This is a genomic window from Olivibacter sp. EAT-5 (assembly GCF_044784325.1).
GTDB lineage: Bacteria > Bacteroidota > Bacteroidia > Sphingobacteriales > Sphingobacteriaceae > Olivibacter > Olivibacter oleidegradans.
In genome coordinates, this window is sequence record NZ_CP173028.1 from 5,775,722 (window position 1) to 5,793,406 (window position 17,685).

General features: G+C 41.3%; 14 protein-coding genes. 7 read left to right on the plus strand and 7 right to left on the minus strand.

Annotated elements, in window-relative coordinates:
* The first annotated feature begins 307 nt into the window (after positions 1–307).
* Both ACH11B_RS24165 and ACH11B_RS24170 read left to right on the plus strand, forming a co-directional pair.
* A complete protein-coding gene (locus ACH11B_RS24165; protein ID WP_377610821.1) occupies positions 308–3,574 on the plus strand; it encodes a SusC/RagA family TonB-linked outer membrane protein in 3,267 nt (1,088 codons plus the stop codon).
* A gap of 34 nt (positions 3,575–3,608) precedes the next feature.
* Entirely contained in the window at positions 3,609–5,375 is a 1,767-nt protein-coding gene (locus tag ACH11B_RS24170; RefSeq protein ID WP_377610823.1) for a RagB/SusD family nutrient uptake outer membrane protein, read from the plus strand.
* 87 nt (positions 5,376–5,462) lie between these two features.
* On the opposite strand, the gene ACH11B_RS24175 is transcribed toward ACH11B_RS24170, so the two are convergent.
* Together ACH11B_RS24175 and ACH11B_RS24180 are read right to left on the minus strand one after the other, a co-directional pair.
* Complete coding sequence (locus ACH11B_RS24175; protein ID WP_377610825.1) at positions 5,463–8,420, minus strand: AsmA-like C-terminal region-containing protein; 2,958 nt, start codon at positions 8,418–8,420, stop codon at positions 5,463–5,465.
* Positions 8,421–8,571: 151 nt separating this feature from the next.
* A complete protein-coding gene (locus ACH11B_RS24180) occupies positions 8,572–8,916 on the minus strand; it encodes a winged helix-turn-helix transcriptional regulator (protein ID WP_377610827.1) in 345 nt (114 codons plus the stop codon).
* An 85-nt stretch (positions 8,917–9,001) separates the two neighbouring features.
* Here ACH11B_RS24180 and ACH11B_RS24185 point away from each other — a divergent pair, with 85 nt between their 5' ends.
* The gene (locus ACH11B_RS24185) at positions 9,002–9,745 is read left to right on the plus strand and encodes a glucose 1-dehydrogenase (protein WP_377610828.1); all 744 of its coding nucleotides are present in this window, start codon (positions 9,002–9,004) and stop codon (positions 9,743–9,745) included.
* A 60-nt stretch (positions 9,746–9,805) separates the two neighbouring features.
* Here the strand turns inward: ACH11B_RS24185 and ACH11B_RS24190 are convergent, their stop codons facing one another.
* The 5 genes from ACH11B_RS24190 to ACH11B_RS24210 form a co-directional block, all read right to left on the minus strand.
* Positions 9,806–10,192, minus strand: a complete 387-nt coding sequence (locus tag ACH11B_RS24190; RefSeq protein ID WP_377610830.1) for a DoxX family protein — start codon at positions 10,190–10,192, stop codon at positions 9,806–9,808.
* 60 nt (positions 10,193–10,252) lie between these two features.
* A complete protein-coding gene (locus tag ACH11B_RS24195) occupies positions 10,253–10,693 on the minus strand; it encodes a hypothetical protein (RefSeq protein WP_377610832.1) in 441 nt (146 codons plus the stop codon).
* A complete protein-coding gene (locus tag ACH11B_RS24200; protein WP_377610834.1) occupies positions 10,686–11,666 on the minus strand; it encodes a heme-binding domain-containing protein in 981 nt (326 codons plus the stop codon). Before ACH11B_RS24200 ends, ACH11B_RS24195 begins: the two co-directional genes overlap by 8 nt.
* A gap of 119 nt (positions 11,667–11,785) precedes the next feature.
* Positions 11,786–12,547 carry a LytR/AlgR family response regulator transcription factor gene (locus tag ACH11B_RS24205; protein WP_377610836.1) on the minus strand — a complete coding sequence of 254 codons (762 nt, stop codon included), beginning with the start codon at positions 12,545–12,547 and terminating at the stop codon, positions 11,786–11,788.
* Positions 12,528–13,550, minus strand: coding sequence for a sensor histidine kinase (locus ACH11B_RS24210; RefSeq protein WP_130858396.1), 1,023 nt, complete (start codon positions 13,548–13,550; stop codon positions 12,528–12,530). Before ACH11B_RS24210 ends, ACH11B_RS24205 begins: the two co-directional genes overlap by 20 nt.
* 410 nt (positions 13,551–13,960) lie before the next feature.
* Between ACH11B_RS24210 and ACH11B_RS24215 the strand changes: the two genes are divergently transcribed.
* The 4 genes from ACH11B_RS24215 (at position 13,961) to ACH11B_RS24230 (ending at position 17,303) form a co-directional block, all read left to right on the plus strand.
* Positions 13,961–15,034: an alpha/beta fold hydrolase gene (locus ACH11B_RS24215; protein WP_377610838.1), complete on the plus strand. Its 1,074-nt coding sequence runs from the start codon at positions 13,961–13,963 to the stop codon at positions 15,032–15,034.
* Positions 15,035–15,076: 42 nt separating this feature from the next.
* Positions 15,077–15,868 carry an alpha/beta hydrolase gene (locus ACH11B_RS24220; protein WP_377610840.1) on the plus strand — a complete coding sequence of 264 codons (792 nt, stop codon included), beginning with the start codon at positions 15,077–15,079 and terminating at the stop codon, positions 15,866–15,868.
* Positions 15,869–15,957: 89 nt separating this feature from the next.
* A complete protein-coding gene (locus tag ACH11B_RS24225) occupies positions 15,958–16,884 on the plus strand; it encodes an alpha/beta fold hydrolase (protein ID WP_377610841.1) in 927 nt (308 codons plus the stop codon).
* Between the two features lie 5 nt (positions 16,885–16,889).
* The gene (locus tag ACH11B_RS24230) at positions 16,890–17,303 is read left to right on the plus strand and encodes a hypothetical protein (protein ID WP_377610843.1); all 414 of its coding nucleotides are present in this window, start codon (positions 16,890–16,892) and stop codon (positions 17,301–17,303) included.
* The last annotated feature ends 382 nt before the right edge of the window (positions 17,304–17,685 follow it).

The window sequence follows — 17,685 nt, forward strand, 5'->3', positions numbered from 1 at the left end:
TCTTGTTGTTACAGCCTGCGTTTACGCACACGTGTGCGTAAACTACGCAATCGATTGATCTCGAAACCAATTTGTTTTTTTATATAGGCTTGAATATGTTTGCTCACGCAGTAACCAATTTGACCACAATAAACTAGGAAAAATCGTGAACTCGTCTTTACCGTAAGGACGAAGTATTCGACTGAATGATTGTGTGTATTACTAAATTATGAAGAACTATGAGAGAGCGTTAAACTTATTCTTGTAGGCGGACGTCACGCCAAACAAAGCAACAAAATTATTAACAAAAACCCTTAAACTATGCTATATGATTAGTACAGGATTCCTATTGCCTAAAAAAAGGCACATTTCAATCAATCTTTTATATGTTTTCCTTGTTTCATTTTGCACGGCAGGAAGCAGCATATCCATTCATGCACATGCAAGTAAGCGACTATCGACGTTTTTTCGTCAAACAAGTGTATATGGCACAGTCACCGATGAACGTGGCGCCCCCATAGAGGGAGTAACAATTTCTGTAAAAGGAACAACAATAGCCGCTAAAACCAATAGTGAGGGAAGATACCAATTAAACGTGCCCCCTAAGGCTGTTTTGATTTTTAGCAATTTGGGCTTTGAGACACAAGAACTCAACTTCGCAGGAGAACGCGAACTTAACGTAGTATTAAAAGATATGATCAGCGATCTTGAAGAAGTTGTTATTGTTGGATATGGAACGCAGAAGAAAGTAAATCTTACAGGGGCGGTTAGTTCGGTTAACGCCAGGGAACTGACGAATATTGCACCGGCAAATCTGTCTAATACACTAGCCGGTCGCGCCCCAGGTGTAAACGTCACTAATACATCCGGGCTCTCAGGCGCTACTTCTCAAATTCGAATTAGGGGTAGTTTTGGCGAACCGCTTTATGTTATTGATGGTGTTGTGCGAGACAAAGCCGCTTTTGACGCATTGGAGGCATCTGAAGTAGACCAAATGAGCTTTTTGAAAGACGCTGCAACGGCCTCTATCTACGGATCGAGAGCTGGAAATGGAGTTGTGCTGGTAACAACCCGAAAAGGAATTGAGCAAAAACCTACCTTTAATTTTCAATCTAATTATACAACGTCCAGCCCAACCATGCCACTGCTATCTGACCTCACAACAGCAACGGATGAATTAATTTACCAAAATCGGGTGGCGGAATTTAACGGAACACCTCCACCTAACGGACAAGAAGAGTTCGACTATTTTAAGGATAAAAGCTACAATGTACACGACATGATCTGGCGAAATCCAACGAGTCATCGCCAAGCGTTGAGCGTTAGCGGAGGATCCGAGAAGATAACCTACTATTCATTACTAAGCTATCGTGGCGAGAACGGATCGTATAAAACGGTAGATCATGGTAAATTTAATCTTCGCAGTAATGTCTCGGCTAAAATCAGTGAAAGTATCTCTGTTGATTTGAATCTCTCTGCGTACCAACAAAATCTAGATCGCTTTTATTGGCCTTTTACCGGCGATGATGACTTTGATGTGTCCGATTTATATCGGGTAACCTTCAACTGGCCAAAAACTTATCCTTTCTACGTCGAAGCAGATGGGACACCAGCCAATTATGTAACTCCCTATCCTATCCAGACGCCAATGGGGAGTTGGCAGGCTTGGAGCGTGATCGATCAGGTCGTAGGTGATCGCTATATCAAGACCCGGCAACGTCAATTCAATCCGATACTAGCGGTTAACATTAAGCTGGATAAATTTATTCCGGGCCTCTCTACAAAAGTGGTAGGAAGCTATCTGGGTGAAGACTACATGCGAAAAAAATATTTAACGTTCCAAAAGAACTATGTCTTCAATCAAGCAGATCCGGATGGTAATCGCTTTTTGCCTGGGCCTCCTGACCCGAATAAGACAAACACTTTTACCTTCAGCCAAAATCAGCCCTTTATGAGCTATGAACTAACGAACGATTGGAGCTATCAGTTCAACTGGTTTGCAAATTATACGCGGACCTTCAATAAACACAGTGTAGATGCATTATTTGTTTTTGAGCAGGCTGAGAATGGCGGTTATGCATCCTATGCAAGAGCCGAAAATCCGCTAACTTCATTAGATCAGATGTTTGCTTATCCTACCGACAGGCAATTCCGCGAAGCGAACGGGTGGGAAGAAATAGGCGCCCGGCAATCATACATAGGAAGAGTAAACTATAATTTTGACAGTCGATATATCGCTGAGTTTTCTTTCCGTTACGACGGGAATACCTTATTCCCTGAAAATAAGCGTTGGGGCTTTTTCCCATCAGTCTCTGCCGCTTGGCGTCTGTCAGAAGAGAGCTTCTTCAAGAAGTTCACCAATGCTTTTAATGAACTGAAGATTAGAGGTTCTTACGGAACCACCGGGAACGACTTAGACGTCAATAACGAAAAGATAAATCCTTTTTCTTATGTAGCAAGGTACATTAATTCCGGCGGGTATATGTTTGGCGATCGCTTTTACGGAGCCATCGCACCAGGGGCGACGCCCAATCCGAATCTAACTTGGGCAACCTCTACGAGTTATAACATCGGTTTGGATGCGGCAGGTTTTAATAATCGCTTGAGTGGAACGCTCGATCTATTTTTAAGGAAAGAAACGGATATTCTCGGCTCTCGTTTAGTGACTTTACCTGATAATTATGGGCAGGCGCTAGCACCGGAAAATTACGCAGCTAGATCCTGGAGAGGCGGCGAAATCACTTTACAATGGAACGACAATGCGGCCAATAATGAGGTTAACTATTCCATTATGGCAAATGCGGGGTATGCAAAAGACCGCTGGGATATTTTTGACGAAAGTGCGGCTTATGGACCTGGTGGCTATCGCCACTTCGAATCGCGTATTGGACAACCTGCCGAAAGGATTATCGGTCTAAAGACACTGGGAATTATAAGAACCCAAGAACAACTGGATGAATTACTCGCACAAGGTTTTAAACAATTTGGACGTGATCCCTATTTAGGTGGTTTATACTTCGAGGATGTACGGGGTGATGGGTACGCTCCGGGACCTGACGGAAAAATAGACGGTAATGATAATCAGTTGCTCTCGACAAATGCGGCTCCTAGGATTAACTATGGTTTTGGCTTCAACATCGCTTATAAGAACTTCTCTTTACAAGCGCATTTTCAGGGCGTGCTCAATTACGATCGAATTATCAGCAACCAAGAAGGAGCAGGTATGAGGCAGCACGGAGGTACTGTAAGACCTTATTATCCTGTATGGGCATCTGACAAGGTATGGACACCGGAAAATCCAGATGGTGAATATCCTCGCCCAATTGGGCAGAATTGGTATGAATCCGGAACAGGTGCGTCTTCTTTCTGGATCCGAAATGGGGGCTATCTCCGTTTGAGAACACTTAATGTGGGATATAACCTGCCGAAATCTTGGGTATCTGCACTAAAGCTGGAAAACGCGCAATTATACTTTAACGGAACCAACTTATTTGTGCTGTCAGATATGAAGGAGTTTCAAGATCCCGAGCAAAAAAATTACGACTCCTATCCTATTATGAAGACCTTCACTTTTGGTTTGGATGTCAGGTTTTAACGAGGCAAATAATACGGTAACAAATAGAAACAAGATGAAAAGGAATATATATATTATTTTATGCTTTATAGGTGTTTTTGCAAGCTCTTGCAAAAAGGTACTTGATATTGAAGATATCGACAATTACGACCCACAGCAGGTTTGGAATGACCCCAATTTGGCAAACGCTTATATGGCTAATATCTACCCCATGTTCGGCAACTGGAATCCAGGCGCCGATTCGGATAGCGAGCAGTTGATCGGCATTAATTTTTATCCCGATCGGGTGACGATTTCGAATGGCGAGTTTAAATCATGGAATTACAGTAATATACGTTTAATAAATCAAGCTATCAGGGATGTCAATGCCGGTGCTTTAGACCAAGCCACAAAAGACGGCATAACTGGTCAAGCTTTGTTTATGCGTGCTTATGCGTATTTTTGGATGGTAGTATATCATGGCGGTGTACCCTATATCACCGTACCGCAAGATCGCTATGAAGATGACCTTTATGTAGCGCGGAACTCTACAGCCGAGTGCTTCGATTTAATTATTCGTGATTTGGATGAAGCAATTGCTAAGCTCCCGGAGCGCATCGCTACCTCATCTACTGACTATGGAAAAATTGACGCTAGTTTTGCGCTCGCTTTTAAAGCAAAAGTACTTCTTTATAAGGCCTCTCCTCAATTCAATCCTGCTAACCCTTGGAACAATTCATACTGGGAAGCCGCTTATCAGGAAAACAAAAAGGCCTTTAATGATTTGCAGGCAAGGGGTTATCGGTTGACGGAGGACTATGCGAATATCGCTTTAGTGGAAAAAGGCCCCGAAGTAATCTTTGCCGTGGTAAATTCCTATCCCAATAAAGTCGCCTCATGGGATTATGGTGTCCGACCGGGATCCGAAAGCCGTGGCCCCGCCTATGCATGTCCAACTTGGGAGTTCATAAAAGAATTCCCGATGAAAGATGGCAAACTATATAACGATCCCACGAGCGCCTATTATAAAACGGAGGCTGCCTTTCTCCAGCAATATTGGGAAGATAGAGACCCCCGTTTCGATAAGTCGATCGTTTGGAACGGAAAACCCTATGCTGTTTCCGGCAAAACGGGAAAACGGCAATATACATCACTAGGCATAGCACATGAATTGGATGATTTTGGTGTGAATCCAAAAGCTGGTGTGAATTCAACCAATCTCAATAGGTACAGTGGTTTTTTTATCGAAAAAAATAGTTTGCTGAAACTAACACAGGCGGAAGTGCAACAATATGATGTCGATTTTGTGCTAATGCGTTTTGCGGAAGTTATGCTGAATTATGCAGAAGCCGCTAATGAAACAGGGAGAATCGGTGAAGCGATGGATATTTTAAAGCAAATACGCCAACGGGCCGGTATTGAAGCTGGTGGAGACAGTAACTACGGAATCAAAGCAATAACGAGAGATCAAATGCGTGAGGCGATTCTGGCAGAACGTAATATAGAGTTCTGCTTCGAAGGACATCGCTTTTGGGATTTACGTCGGCTACGAATGTTAAATCGTTTAGACGGCACCACAAAACATGGTGTAGAAGCGATTGCGATTAATGATGATGGATCAGAAATGGCGATGGGACAGGCACGGGCACTTGCCGATAAATACGAACTGATGGAAAACAATTTTAAATACAGCATTTTACAAATTCCCCTATCAGGCGTTAAAGTAAACTCGTTACCTGAAAGCTATTATTTCTTTCCGATTCAGGAAAGCGTAATCGATAAAAATCCTAAAATTGAACAGAACAATAACTGGGGTGGTACGTTTAATCCGACCTTAGAATAAATCAAATAATGATTTCAATCGGTAAAGTTTCTATATGCAAACTTTACCGATTGAAATCACCTAATTGAACTCTCTTTAGCGTTTCCTTTACTCAAAATTGACCAGTTTCAGAACCGCATTTCTCTTACGGATAATGGTACTATCGGCTTTTTTGGCTAAACGTTCTTTATCGGTAAAATAATACTTATATCGGGCTTTTGTCATGCTAATATTATAGTCAGGTATCTTACCCTTTACATCTACGCCCATTTTAAAAGGGACCGGAGATTTTAGTACCGAGATATGATAATCATAGGACAGATCAATATGTTGTATGCCTCCTACTGCTAGGCGATAACGGTCAATTTCGACCAAAGCGGGTAAAATCTCTAGCTGCCGATCTTTAATTAACATTTCTACGTTCAGTGAATCAATATAAGTGCTATCTCTCTCTTTAAACTTGAAGGTTTTGGCCAGCTCCCTAAACGCTTCATTGTCCTGCACGGCCAAGTGGGTAGCTCGCAACGCGGCTACACTTCTTACTGATCCGATATCGATCTCCATATCGTTATTCAGATTAGCAGAGCCTTTTATACTGAAATCTGCATTACCTTCCAGTGATTTTATAACAGGGAAAAGAGTGTCTAACGTGGGGGCAAAATCCTTCAATTGATTCATTTTCATGTTACGTACGTCAATCACGTATTGCATTCTAGCTTGACCATTCGCCAGTGGTTTATAACGCAGTTTGGTTTGCAGAGAAGCCTCACCGGATTTTAAACTGAAATCATGTAAATTCAACTGCCCGTTATCAACACGGGCTTGACCTTTAAGATTGTTCAGCATTAATGATCCCATTTTCAATTGCTCTATAAAGGAGTTAAAGGTAAAACGAATATTGGTAGGTAATGTAAAACGAGTAGAGTCTGCTATAGGTGTTACGGGTGGCGCGGCGGTCAACGCTGGCGCCGCCATACGCTCTATAACTCCTGCGTTAGCGCTTTCGGCTTTCAATACGCCCATTAACTCGTCAATATCCAAATAGCGGGCATGCAGATTTAAATCAGCATACAAAAGCGTATCCCGCTTGTCTACCGGAAAGATGTTGCGTACCTCGCCGTCGAGCTTCATCTTGAAGTCGCCAAGCGCCACAAAAGCATTGTTTAGGTGAATATCATGTCCTTTTACAGTAATAAGGGAACGATTAACCGACAGCGGCATACCGACATTAGGAATGGCCGCCTTAAGCTTCGAAAAGCTAAAGGATCCTATTGGCCACCATTGCTTCTGCTCATTTTTCTCGACATTGAATTGGTAAGACCCTTTATCAACGATCAGTGTCATTTGCCCATAGTGCAGGGCTAAATTCTGCGCGTCGAAGCTAGTAACAAAATGGGGAGCACGTGGCAGCTTACCTGGGCCAACCGCAGCAGCGATGGAAGCTTTCTCAATGCGTACATTCATACTGTCTGTAGATTGATAGTGAAGAGCCGCCAAATTGATCTTCGATTTCAGCGGTAAGCGTTTGTCGACTTTTTTAGATCCTGAAAGCTGCGCATGAAGTGCCTGCACCGTAAGCTTATGTTTTTTTCCGTATTGTAGATTAAGCCTATCTATATCCAATTGTCCGGACAATCCATTCTTTTCATCTCTTTTCAGCCTCAGTGCAGTATAAGGTGTATGAAAAAGAAGCTCCTCTTTAGCCATGTTTATTTGTAGATCCGCGAGCTTAGCATTACCTTGTAATGACAGATCGCGATAATCAAAGCCCGATTGAGCCGTATACGTAATTTTTCCCGCGAGATCTATGAACGCTCTTCCACCGAGCTGCAATCCCTCGACAATAGGAAATGTTGACCCAATTTTTGTAAGATCGATATTTGCTTCGACATCCGGTTCAATTTCCGGGTTATCCAACAGGTTTTGTGCTGATACGCTACCGCTAAGGTGTATGCCCGTTCCTCTTATTAGCATCTTATTGATACGTACTGCGGAACGTTGGCGCTCATTAAAGTCTAAAAGACTTTCTACATCTGCCTCTAGGGCGGTAATTTGGCCCGGAAACTTTTTATAACGCAGAGAACCGCCATGTATTTTAAGCTGTGCCCTTGATACAGGCAGCTTGCCTTCACCGTATACACCATTTGTCTGCAACACTAAAAACACCCTACCGCCAACATCAACATCTGTTGTCTTAAGGTATCTTTTTGGCACCATTTTCCATAAATTTGCCAGCGATGGCACCTTCATTTTAGCTTGCAATGATACATTTACAGCTTTTCTGCCATTGGGTCGTTCAAAGACGCCGTCCAGCAGAAAGTCTATATCGTTCAATTTTAGCGTTCCATTGGTAAAGCTGAGTTTTCGACTTTTCTTATCAAGCTTCATATCCGTATCCAAAAGGCTGTTCAATTGCCGGATAAAGACAAATCCACCCTTCGTGACCGTTAGCTGCTTACTATCTGAATGTAATTTTAACAGGAGGTGATCCTCGTCGTAAACAAACCCAATTTTAATAGCCAAATGCGGGATTCGGCAATCAAGTCTTGATCCTTTGTCTTCATAGTGAAAACTGGCATCTTCGATGCGAAGCGATTTAATATGAATTTTTTTTATTGCCGATTGGACATCGCTTGTGTCAGTAGCTTCAGCCGTTTCCTTCTTCAGAATATCATAATTTGCGTTACCGTGCTGATCCACTACCAAATGAAGTCGCGGCCTGCGCAATGTAATTCGCTCAATATCTATTTCTTTTTTTAAAAGTAATTTAGTCATGTTGACGGCGCCCCGAAAGTCACTGAAAATAACTAGGGTATCTCTCCTGTCTCTCGAAAGAATATATCCGTCATGTAGACGAGCACCGAAGCGTGGAAAAGAAGAAAAAAAAGTTAATTCGACGCTTTTACAAAAAACCTGTCCATCCAATTGTTGATTAATCGCCTTAAGTGCTATGGGCGTTATCTTCTCAGGTTTAAAGAGAAAATTAGTAATGAAAGTTATGGCAAGCAGAATCAAAGTGCAGGCTAAGCCCAAGCTAATAAGAATTTTTTTTAGGATGTTCGACATATATTTTATTTCCTGTTCTGCCGCAGGGCGTTTAACCGATTCAACCTCGGAGAGCTGCAAACAGGCCTTGTATTTTGCGTCGCCAAATTTAATACTATTTTCAAAATGCTTTTTAGCACATCAGATACTCCTATACACATAAACGACTTGGTTAACTTTCTGCGGCTTCTTTTGTTACTACATCCCGATGCGCTCTCCCCCAATTAATCATTTCCTGGATAATATTACCGAAAGTTCTACAGTATCCTGTTGGTTCATATTCAATCAATACCGGCGTGTCTACATAAACCGTTCGTTTCACCAATTTATTTAATTCCATCTCCTTCAGTTCTTTAGATAACATCCGTGTCGTGATACCTGGAATACTCCGTTCAATTTCCCGAAAACGCCTGTTACCGTTGCAAATGGAATTAATGATAGGTATCCGCCATTTCCCGCCGATAAAGTATAGGGTGTCTTGCAAAGCCCTGAGTTCTTCTTCTTGACTTCTTTCCATTTTTATTTATGTTACCTGATATACTCTGTTATACTGATTACAAAAGTATACCATTTTCAGCATATCTTTATAAAAAAATAAAAAAATGAATAATTTAAAAAATAAGATAGCCCTTGTAACCGGCGGGAATAGCGGCATTGGTTACGCAACGGCAAAAGAGCTGATTGGGCAAGGTGCAAAAGTCATTATTACCGGGAAGCGTAGAGAAGCAATAGAAGCAGCGGCTAAAGAATTAGGAGCGATTCCCTTCTTGGCTGATCAAGCGGAACTAAGTGATACGAAACTTTTAGTCGAATCGGTTAATGAACAATTTGGTAAAGTGGATATTCTGTTCATCAACGCTGGCATTACCGGAACCTTAGGTGCCATTGAGGAAGCGAGTGTAGAAAATTTTGATCGTGTGATGAATATCAATTTTAGAGGTGCCTATTTCACGTTGAGCAAATTTATTCCCTTACTAAGTGACGGTGCTTCGGTTGTGATACTCTCCTCGATCGTAGCGTCTACTTACAAACCAAACAGTTCTATTTATCAGGCAAGCAAAGCGGCTTTAAATTCAATAGCGAAAACAGCAGCGGCAGAATTGGCGCCAAGAAAAATCAGGGTAAATATTGTAAGTCCAGGCCCGCATAGAACGGAAATAATGAGGAAAACAGGCTTGGAAGAAATGGCGTTAAAAAGCATTACAGAACAGCTAATCAACGATATTCCATTGAAAAAAATGGGTGAACCGGAAGATGTTGCCAAATTGGTCACTTACTTATGTGATGACGCTGCGTCTTTTATTACCGGTACGGAAATTATTGTGGATGGCGGAATAACGCTTTAGTAGAGCTAAAGGTGATTTATTCAAAATAAAAAAGCAAACCTTTACGGTTTGCTTTTTTTACTATAGGGAAAACGTCGTATATTTTATGGGATACAGTTTTCTAAACTGGATGTAGACCATCGTTAATACGCTAAAAGCAACGAGTGCATCAACCGTAGCAGGAAAACCGATTACACTTATTTTAGAAAAGAAAGCGAAGATAATATCAAAGAACATTCCTGCAAATACCCATTCTTTTAGTCGAATGAGCTTATTAGGAAGCAAGAGTACGGCAACGCCTGAAAGCTTAAAAACACCTAATAGGTAGATAAAATGTGATGGATATCCCAATTGCTGCGTGATACCCCATACAATTGGATTTCTCGTCAGTTCGAAATAGCCACTCGCTCCAAACCAAAGCGACATAAAGATAACTCCTGACCAGTAAATAATTTTTGTTGTTTTCATTTTTTATTTAGTAATTGAATTTAAGATGAGATAGTATAGCTTCGCCGAGTGAGTTAGCGGCTAGAAGACCGGTTTGTACCCCATGATATAGCTTATTCTTTTTTGCTGGTCTTCCGGCTTATTATTTCCGTTTTGCGGCGTCCCTTTATTAAGCTGATACGATATGGCACCCACTCCATCACTTTCAATCGATTCGACACTTAAGAGTTCACCGTTTATGGTGCCTCCAGTGTATTGGGGATTATCATGATAGCGCCACCTAACCAAGCGTAGAACGCTACCTGCCGCAGGTAAGCTATCGCCTTTTGACAAAGTTTGGTAGGCTTTTTCGTTGCCATATAAGGCCGCCATGGTTTGGTGCTTTTTATTCACGGAAGATGCAATAAATTTTAAGGCCCCAGGATCAAATACAACACGACTATAACCCTTGTTTTCCGCTTTGTCGACACAGCTGTTAAGCAACGTACCAATAAGCACTAGCATAAAAATCATTTTATTCATTTCTTATTATTTTTGAGATTAGTTCTTTACGATTTACTTTTAAGGGTACATCAAAAAGATACCCGGTAGATTCCGCTAGCTGGCGGTGACAGCTGATACAGGATTGCTGTGCAAATAAGGCCGTTTTGCCAGTGGGGATTAATTGTTGGCCACTGAATTTGGCAAAGCCCCAACCCTCTGTATTCTTATATTGCTCAGCATCCTTCACCATGAATTGTGCATTGATGAATTTACCTGCTCGGATTTCGCCGTCGGGCCCTTCTGTTTGCTCCCAAACGGCCTTCACTACTAAACTGCCTTTAGGCCAGGGGTGAAAATTTTCTTCTTCAATCGCTTTTACGGCGATCTCGTTTCCAAAAATTACCCGGATAGAATGGTCAAACAGCGTACTCATGCTGATCACCTTCCAGTTTTTAAAAGCGTCCGTATATTTTATACCATTGGGCGAAACAGAAAACCTTTCTTCCGAAATAGTTGGAATTGCTTCCGGATGTGCGAAAGAGCTATTTGCAGTAGTGTCCTTTCTTGATAAGGATAAAGTGTACGCGTTAATCACTGCTATATCTTTTTTCGAGATTTTTGCGGTAGGATGCAATAAGGTATATGCCGGTAGAGGCATTTTCCCAGCCTTTAGCATGTTGAGTATGGCGTACATTTTCCCTTCATGTTCTGCTGGCGAGTATTTTCCCCATTCGGAAAAATTTAATACTTCTCGTGCCCGATTCACATCTTTATTTACTATCCAAGAAACTGGGGCAGTCCGCTCTAGCCAGTTCAGCTTTTGCTCGTTAGAATGACATCCATAACATGACCGCTCGAGAATGGCCCGTACTTCTTTCGGAGCTTCAATAGCACCGGTGATCGGTTTACCCGCTAAAGGTTGGTTAAAAAACTGAATACCGATAAACAGGCTAATTATCCCAAGCAATGCCAGGTATAATCGCTGTTTTCTCTTTCTTCTTATTGCCTCCATAATCTGTGTTTTTCTATTTTCAATAGCGAAAATAGTGATGGAAACGTCGGAAGGAAACGAATATCTTGGTGGATTAGACAAATTAGGACCTGTAGACGGAATTTTGAGGCTTGGCCAGACTATCGGTCTTCCAACCAGTGCAGAAATGCCGCTGTTTTTTCCTTTCCGATTAAAAGCTTTTCGGGTGTAGCGATATGCAAGCGGACAAACAGTTTTCTGGCAAAGTAATGTTCTACTTCTTTTATAGCCGTAAAGTTGATAAGGTATTGCCTATTTAATCGATAAAACTGTCTGCTCGATAACTGATTCTGTATTTGATCCAATGATTGGTTAATGGCATACTCATCTCCTTTGAAAGTAACGATAGATGGAGCGTTATAATTAATATAGACATAGGCAATTTGTTCGGTTTGTACCGTTTGGTATTTATTGTTCTTAAAAACCAAAAAACTTTTTTTTCCATCATCTACATTCATTCTACGAATCAGCTCTTGCAGATTGGTTCCTGTATGTTGTTGAAAGAAATTTTTAAAGTTATCGATTCTTCCAAAAGCTGTTTCAAGATCGGCTTCAGCGAATGGTTTCAGTAGATAGTCAACACCGTTAGCCTTTATTGCTTCTAAGGCATACTCCCCGTAGGCAGTACAAAATATAATAGGACAGGTAATATTCACGGATTTAAAAATCTCGAAGCAAAGTCCGTCGGACAATTGAATATCCATAAATATCACTTCCGGCATCTCGTGATTTGATAAATAACTTATGGATGCCTCTACACTTTGCAATTTAGCCAATATGCAGGTAGAAGGACGCAATTTTACAATCATATTCTCTAAAGATTTGGCCGCTTTGATCTCGTCCTCAATGATGATTGCTTTCATAAATAACTGGTAATTTAATGGTGAATGTGTTATCGGTGACTTCAATTACTATTTCCCTGTCTAAAAGATGTTGGTAGCGCTGGTTAATATTCTCAAGTCCTAATCCGGTGGAAGACTCCGGTTCTCGCTTCAGCTGGATATTGTTTTCTATCACCAAATAATCCGTATCCAAATAAAGGCGTATTTGTAGGGGCTTTTCTAAGGAGACAATATTATGTTTTATGCAATTCTCTATCAATAACTGCAAAGTGAAAGGTGGAATCGGTGAAGTATGTACTTTTTCCGGCAAGTTGGTTGATAGTTCAATCCCGTTTTCAAAGCGTGCTTTCAACAGATACATATAGGCTTCTAATATCTTTAATTCTTCTGAAAGATCAATCAAATCAAGTTTTCTGCTTTCTAACGTGAAACGATAAAAGTCGGATAGTTTTAAAATAAAATTGACTGCCTGCGGATCTCCGCTTTCAACCATATATTTGAGTGTGTTTAAACTATTAAATAGAAAATGTGGATTTACCTGTTGCTTTAATAATTCGTATTGGGCCCATACATTTGCAGCTGTTGTCCGCTCCAGTTCTACGCTGACCTGTTGATTAAGATAACTTTGATACAAAAGATGGATAAACATATAGAAGGCACTGCTAATGAGGATACTACGCACCTCAAACATCAGCATCACGGGACCAAAAGGCAGATGTGATAAGAGATATTGCTGTATGCAAGCAAGCAAAAACATGAGCACCAAACCAAAGAAAAGCCCTTTCAGCAGCTGCTTTGTCGAGAAACCACCTTTCGGGTTATTGGCCGTATATCTTGGCAAATTATAGACATTGTAATACCATATAATCAAGGCAAATAGAAAGGTTACGGATGAATCGACTAAAGCCTCGTAAGGGCGAAACTGGTGTTCTGCAATTTTAGGTACGGCCGTGAGCATTCCTAAAAAAAGCGAGCTGAACCAGATGAGCCTATGGGAAATTTTAAATGTCCTCACTGCTTTCATAAAAAACTAAAAAAAGCTTCATATAGCTAGCTGATTAAATCAGATCGCTAAACAAACAATCTGTTTGATATTTCTTTCGGAAAAAATTGCTATTCATATAAATGGATATGGCATCAAACTTAACAAATTGGATTGATAATACTTCTATGAATTTATCGAAATGGACCGGTTTACATCTGATCTGGACAATACGCAGGCCGAACTAGACAAGTCTAAAACCGGGTACAAACTGCCATTCGAAATAGGTAAAGGAATAAAATAAGTTTGACAATGAAAAATGCCAAATTCAAGACCTAATCTGCCTTATTCAACCATTTAATGATTCTCTGGGAGTTCATCCCGAACTACTTTTGTTCCACTTACCAATCACAAAGCGACGGTAAGGAGTAGTGTTAAATTCATATTTTATCATGATGGAACAAATAGTCAAATATGGGCGTCGGCGCTTTTTAAGCGTCGCTGCATTAACCGTTGTTGCGGCAGAAATGAGCGGCATAGGTCTATTGAAAGCAGAGAACAGTAAAATTCCTTTTTTAACTGAGAATGGCATAAGCCCTCGATTCCGAAATTCATCTTTTGATATAATTAAGCAGGTAAAAGCCGGCGTATTGGACCTTGGTTATGCCGAAGTTGGTCCAACCAACGGTCAAGCAGTTATTTTATTACATGGCTGGCCTTATGATATCCACAGTTACGCGGAGGTTAGCGCCTTATTGGCAAACGAAGGTTATCGAGTTATTGTACCTTACCTACGTGGCCATGGCAGTACAAGGTTTCTTTCGGACCAATCACCCAGAAATGGACAGCAGTCAGCAATTGCGATGGACATTATTGCGTTGATGGATGCACTGAAAATCGATAAGGCTGTTATTGGTGGGTTTGACTGGGGGGCCCGCACGGCCAATATTATAGCTGCCTTATGGCCGCAACGTTGTAAAGCGATGGTTTCTGTAAGCGGCTATCTAATTGGAAGTCAACAAGCAAATGCAAATCCCCTATCGCCAAAAGCAGAGTTATCATGGTGGTACCAATTTTATTTTGCAACCGAACGTGGCCGCAAGGGCTATGAAGCAAATCGGCGCGATTTTGCAAAGCTTATTTGGCAAACGGCTTCACCCAAATGGGAATTTGATGATACCACATTCGAGCTGTCTGCACCTGCCTTGGATAATCCCGATCATGTTGCAATCGTCATTCACAATTATCGTTGGCGTTTGGGTCTTGCGGCAGGTGAAAGCCAGTACGACTCCCTTGAAAAACAGCTGGCTGAGGGCCCGGTGATAAATGTTCCAACCATCACACTCGAAGGCGATGCAAATGGCGCTCCTCACCCCGACCCTGCTATATATGCTGCCAAATTTAAAGGTAAATACAGACATAGAACTCTTCAGGGGGGTATTGGACATAATTTACCGCAGGAAGCACCTGAAGCTTTTGCCAAAGCCATTATAGAAGCTGATGATTACGCCAAAGCTTCACAATAGCTGATAAATCAACAAATATATTCACGACAAATCTCAAAACAAATGAAAACAACATGTAAATGGTTTAATACCATCAAATTAACCCTTGTAGCTACACTTCTGATAAGCTGTCAATTACTTATAGCCACGGGAAATGCTTATGCACAAGGCGTTCCTGTAAAGAATATCGTACTGGTGCACGGCGCTTTTGCGGATGGTTCGGGTTGGAAAGGAGTTTACGACATTCTTACTAAAAAGGGCTACCATGTCAGTATTGTCCAGAATCCATTGACTTCACTTAGGGACGATGTTGCCGAAACGCAAAGTGTTATTGAAGCGCAGGATGGCCCGGTAATTTTAGTAGGTCATTCTTGGGGAGGCACCGTGATTACCGAAGCAGGTTTACACCCAAAGGTAAGTGGTTTGGTATATGTAGCTGCCTTTATGCCAGATAAAGGTGAAACAACTGGAAAATGGGTTGCAGCCGCGCCTGCAGCACCTGAAGCTGGGTTTACAGCAGCGGACAGGTTTGGGTTTGTATATTTTGATCCGATGAAATTTCATGCTGGTTTTGCCGGTGATTTAAGTAAAGCGCAGAGCGACTTTATGAACGCTTCACAGGTACCGATTATCGGAAAGTGTTTTGAGGAGCCCGTTGAAAACGCGGCTTGGAAAATGAAACCAAGCTACGCCATTGTTGCCACGGAAGATAAGGTCCTCAATCCGGAGACGGAGCGGGTTATGTATAAGCGCGCGCACGCTGATGTCACTGAAATTAAGGGTAGTCATGTAATTTTTATTTCACAAGCGGAAGCAGTAGCAGAGGTAATTATGAAAGCAGCAACTCAGCTATAACAAGTTAACAGTACATATATTAACGATGTGCCGATTCCTTTTCACGAAGTCCAATTTATTAGCCTATTGCCTTAACTAAAAACAACAATATGAAAAAAATTATCTTATCAGTACTAGTCGCGCTTCAACTATTATCCTGTAAAAAAGAGGACGGTCCGCAAGAAGGCTCCAATATGGATGAAATAGATTATCATCAAACAGCAAGCACCCAATTTATTAAAGTAGGAGAAGTTAAATTTGCTTACAGGGTTTTAGGCAAAACGGATGATATACCGCTCGTTATGATTTCTCCTTTGGGTAGCTCTATGGATGATTGGGATCCTGCCATTACAAATGGCTTAGCCGAAAAGAATAAAGTAATCTTATTTGATCTTGAAGGGGTTGGCTCTTCAAGCGGCCACACGCCCGAAAATATACCTGATATGGCTAAGGGTGTGGTAGCCTTTATAAAAGCTTTGGGGTATAAGAAAGTAAATCTTCTGGGTTTTTCAATGGGCGGATTTATCAGTCAGCAGATTATATTAACTGAACCTACCCTTGTAAATAAACTGATTTTAACCGGAACAGGACCCAAAGGTAGTGAAGGGCTTTCGAAGTTACCAGAGCTGCTGGAAAGCACGGCAAATCTGAGTCCGGAGGAGAGTTTTTTACATGTTGGTTTCACTAAATCCAACGCTAGCCGGCAAGCAGGAAAACGCGTCTACGAAAGAATTCAAAAGCGTGTAATCGATCGCGATCTTCCCTTGAGTGCACAAAGTGCCACAGCAGAATTAACCGCGGTACTGAAATGGGCTACCCCCTACCCGGATGCCCTGAAAGAGTTGGCAACAGTTAAACAACCGGTTTTGATTGCACAAGGTCAGGAAGATGTTCCCACTCCGGTGATAAATGCTATAAAGATGTCTGAGCATATACCAAATGCGCGGCTGATCGTCTATAAAGATGCGGGTCATGCGGCTGCTTTTCAATATGCACTTGATTTCGTACAGCAAGCAATTGAGTTTTTAAACAATTAAAACGGATGAAAATAATAACTGCTTTCATGTTGGCCCTTTCCTTTAGTGTATCAGCCAACGCCCAATCCTTATCCCCAAGGGGGATAAGGTCATCACAAGAATTGGCACCTAGTAAATTATTATCTATAGGCGTCACAAAATCCGAATTTCCGCAATCGCCGAGCTATATCAGTAAACAAGCGGATTTTGTATATTTTCCCTTTAGCGAACCCGTGGAAATCAACCAATACCCGCCAATTGGCCAGCGCTTGGACTTAATAACGTCTTTTGCAATTGGACGGGAGTCATACGATAAAGCTGCACTCTATAAACAACACTTGAAGTTGCCGGGTAAGTTTGTCTTTAGCGGTTCGCTGGAAGTTATACCCTGTAATGACCTCAGTTATTTTATTCCTGAACCAATTGCTCGGAATTATTAACTTTACTCATTCGTGCTCTCCAAATAACCTCTCTGATTTGTACAGTTCCTTGTTATATGAGGTTTAGATTTGTCGTTCAGTAACGACTGAATATAGCGATGGTGAAGATGCATTTTCATTGAGCACGACAATGCCTACGTCATTTTTTACAACAAATTTGTTTGGAAAAATGAACATTCGGTGCGATACACATTAAATTTGACCAATCAATTTTACATTTTTCAACAGATAATTTATACCTTGTACATGTGAAATAATATGCTAGTGTACTTGTATTTTTTCTATAAAAGAACCTTAAGAAGCGGAAGAGAGACAGCTATACGACTTTTATGCAATTCGATGATATTATGTATAAAACAATTTATCTTAGTTTGTAAGTAAC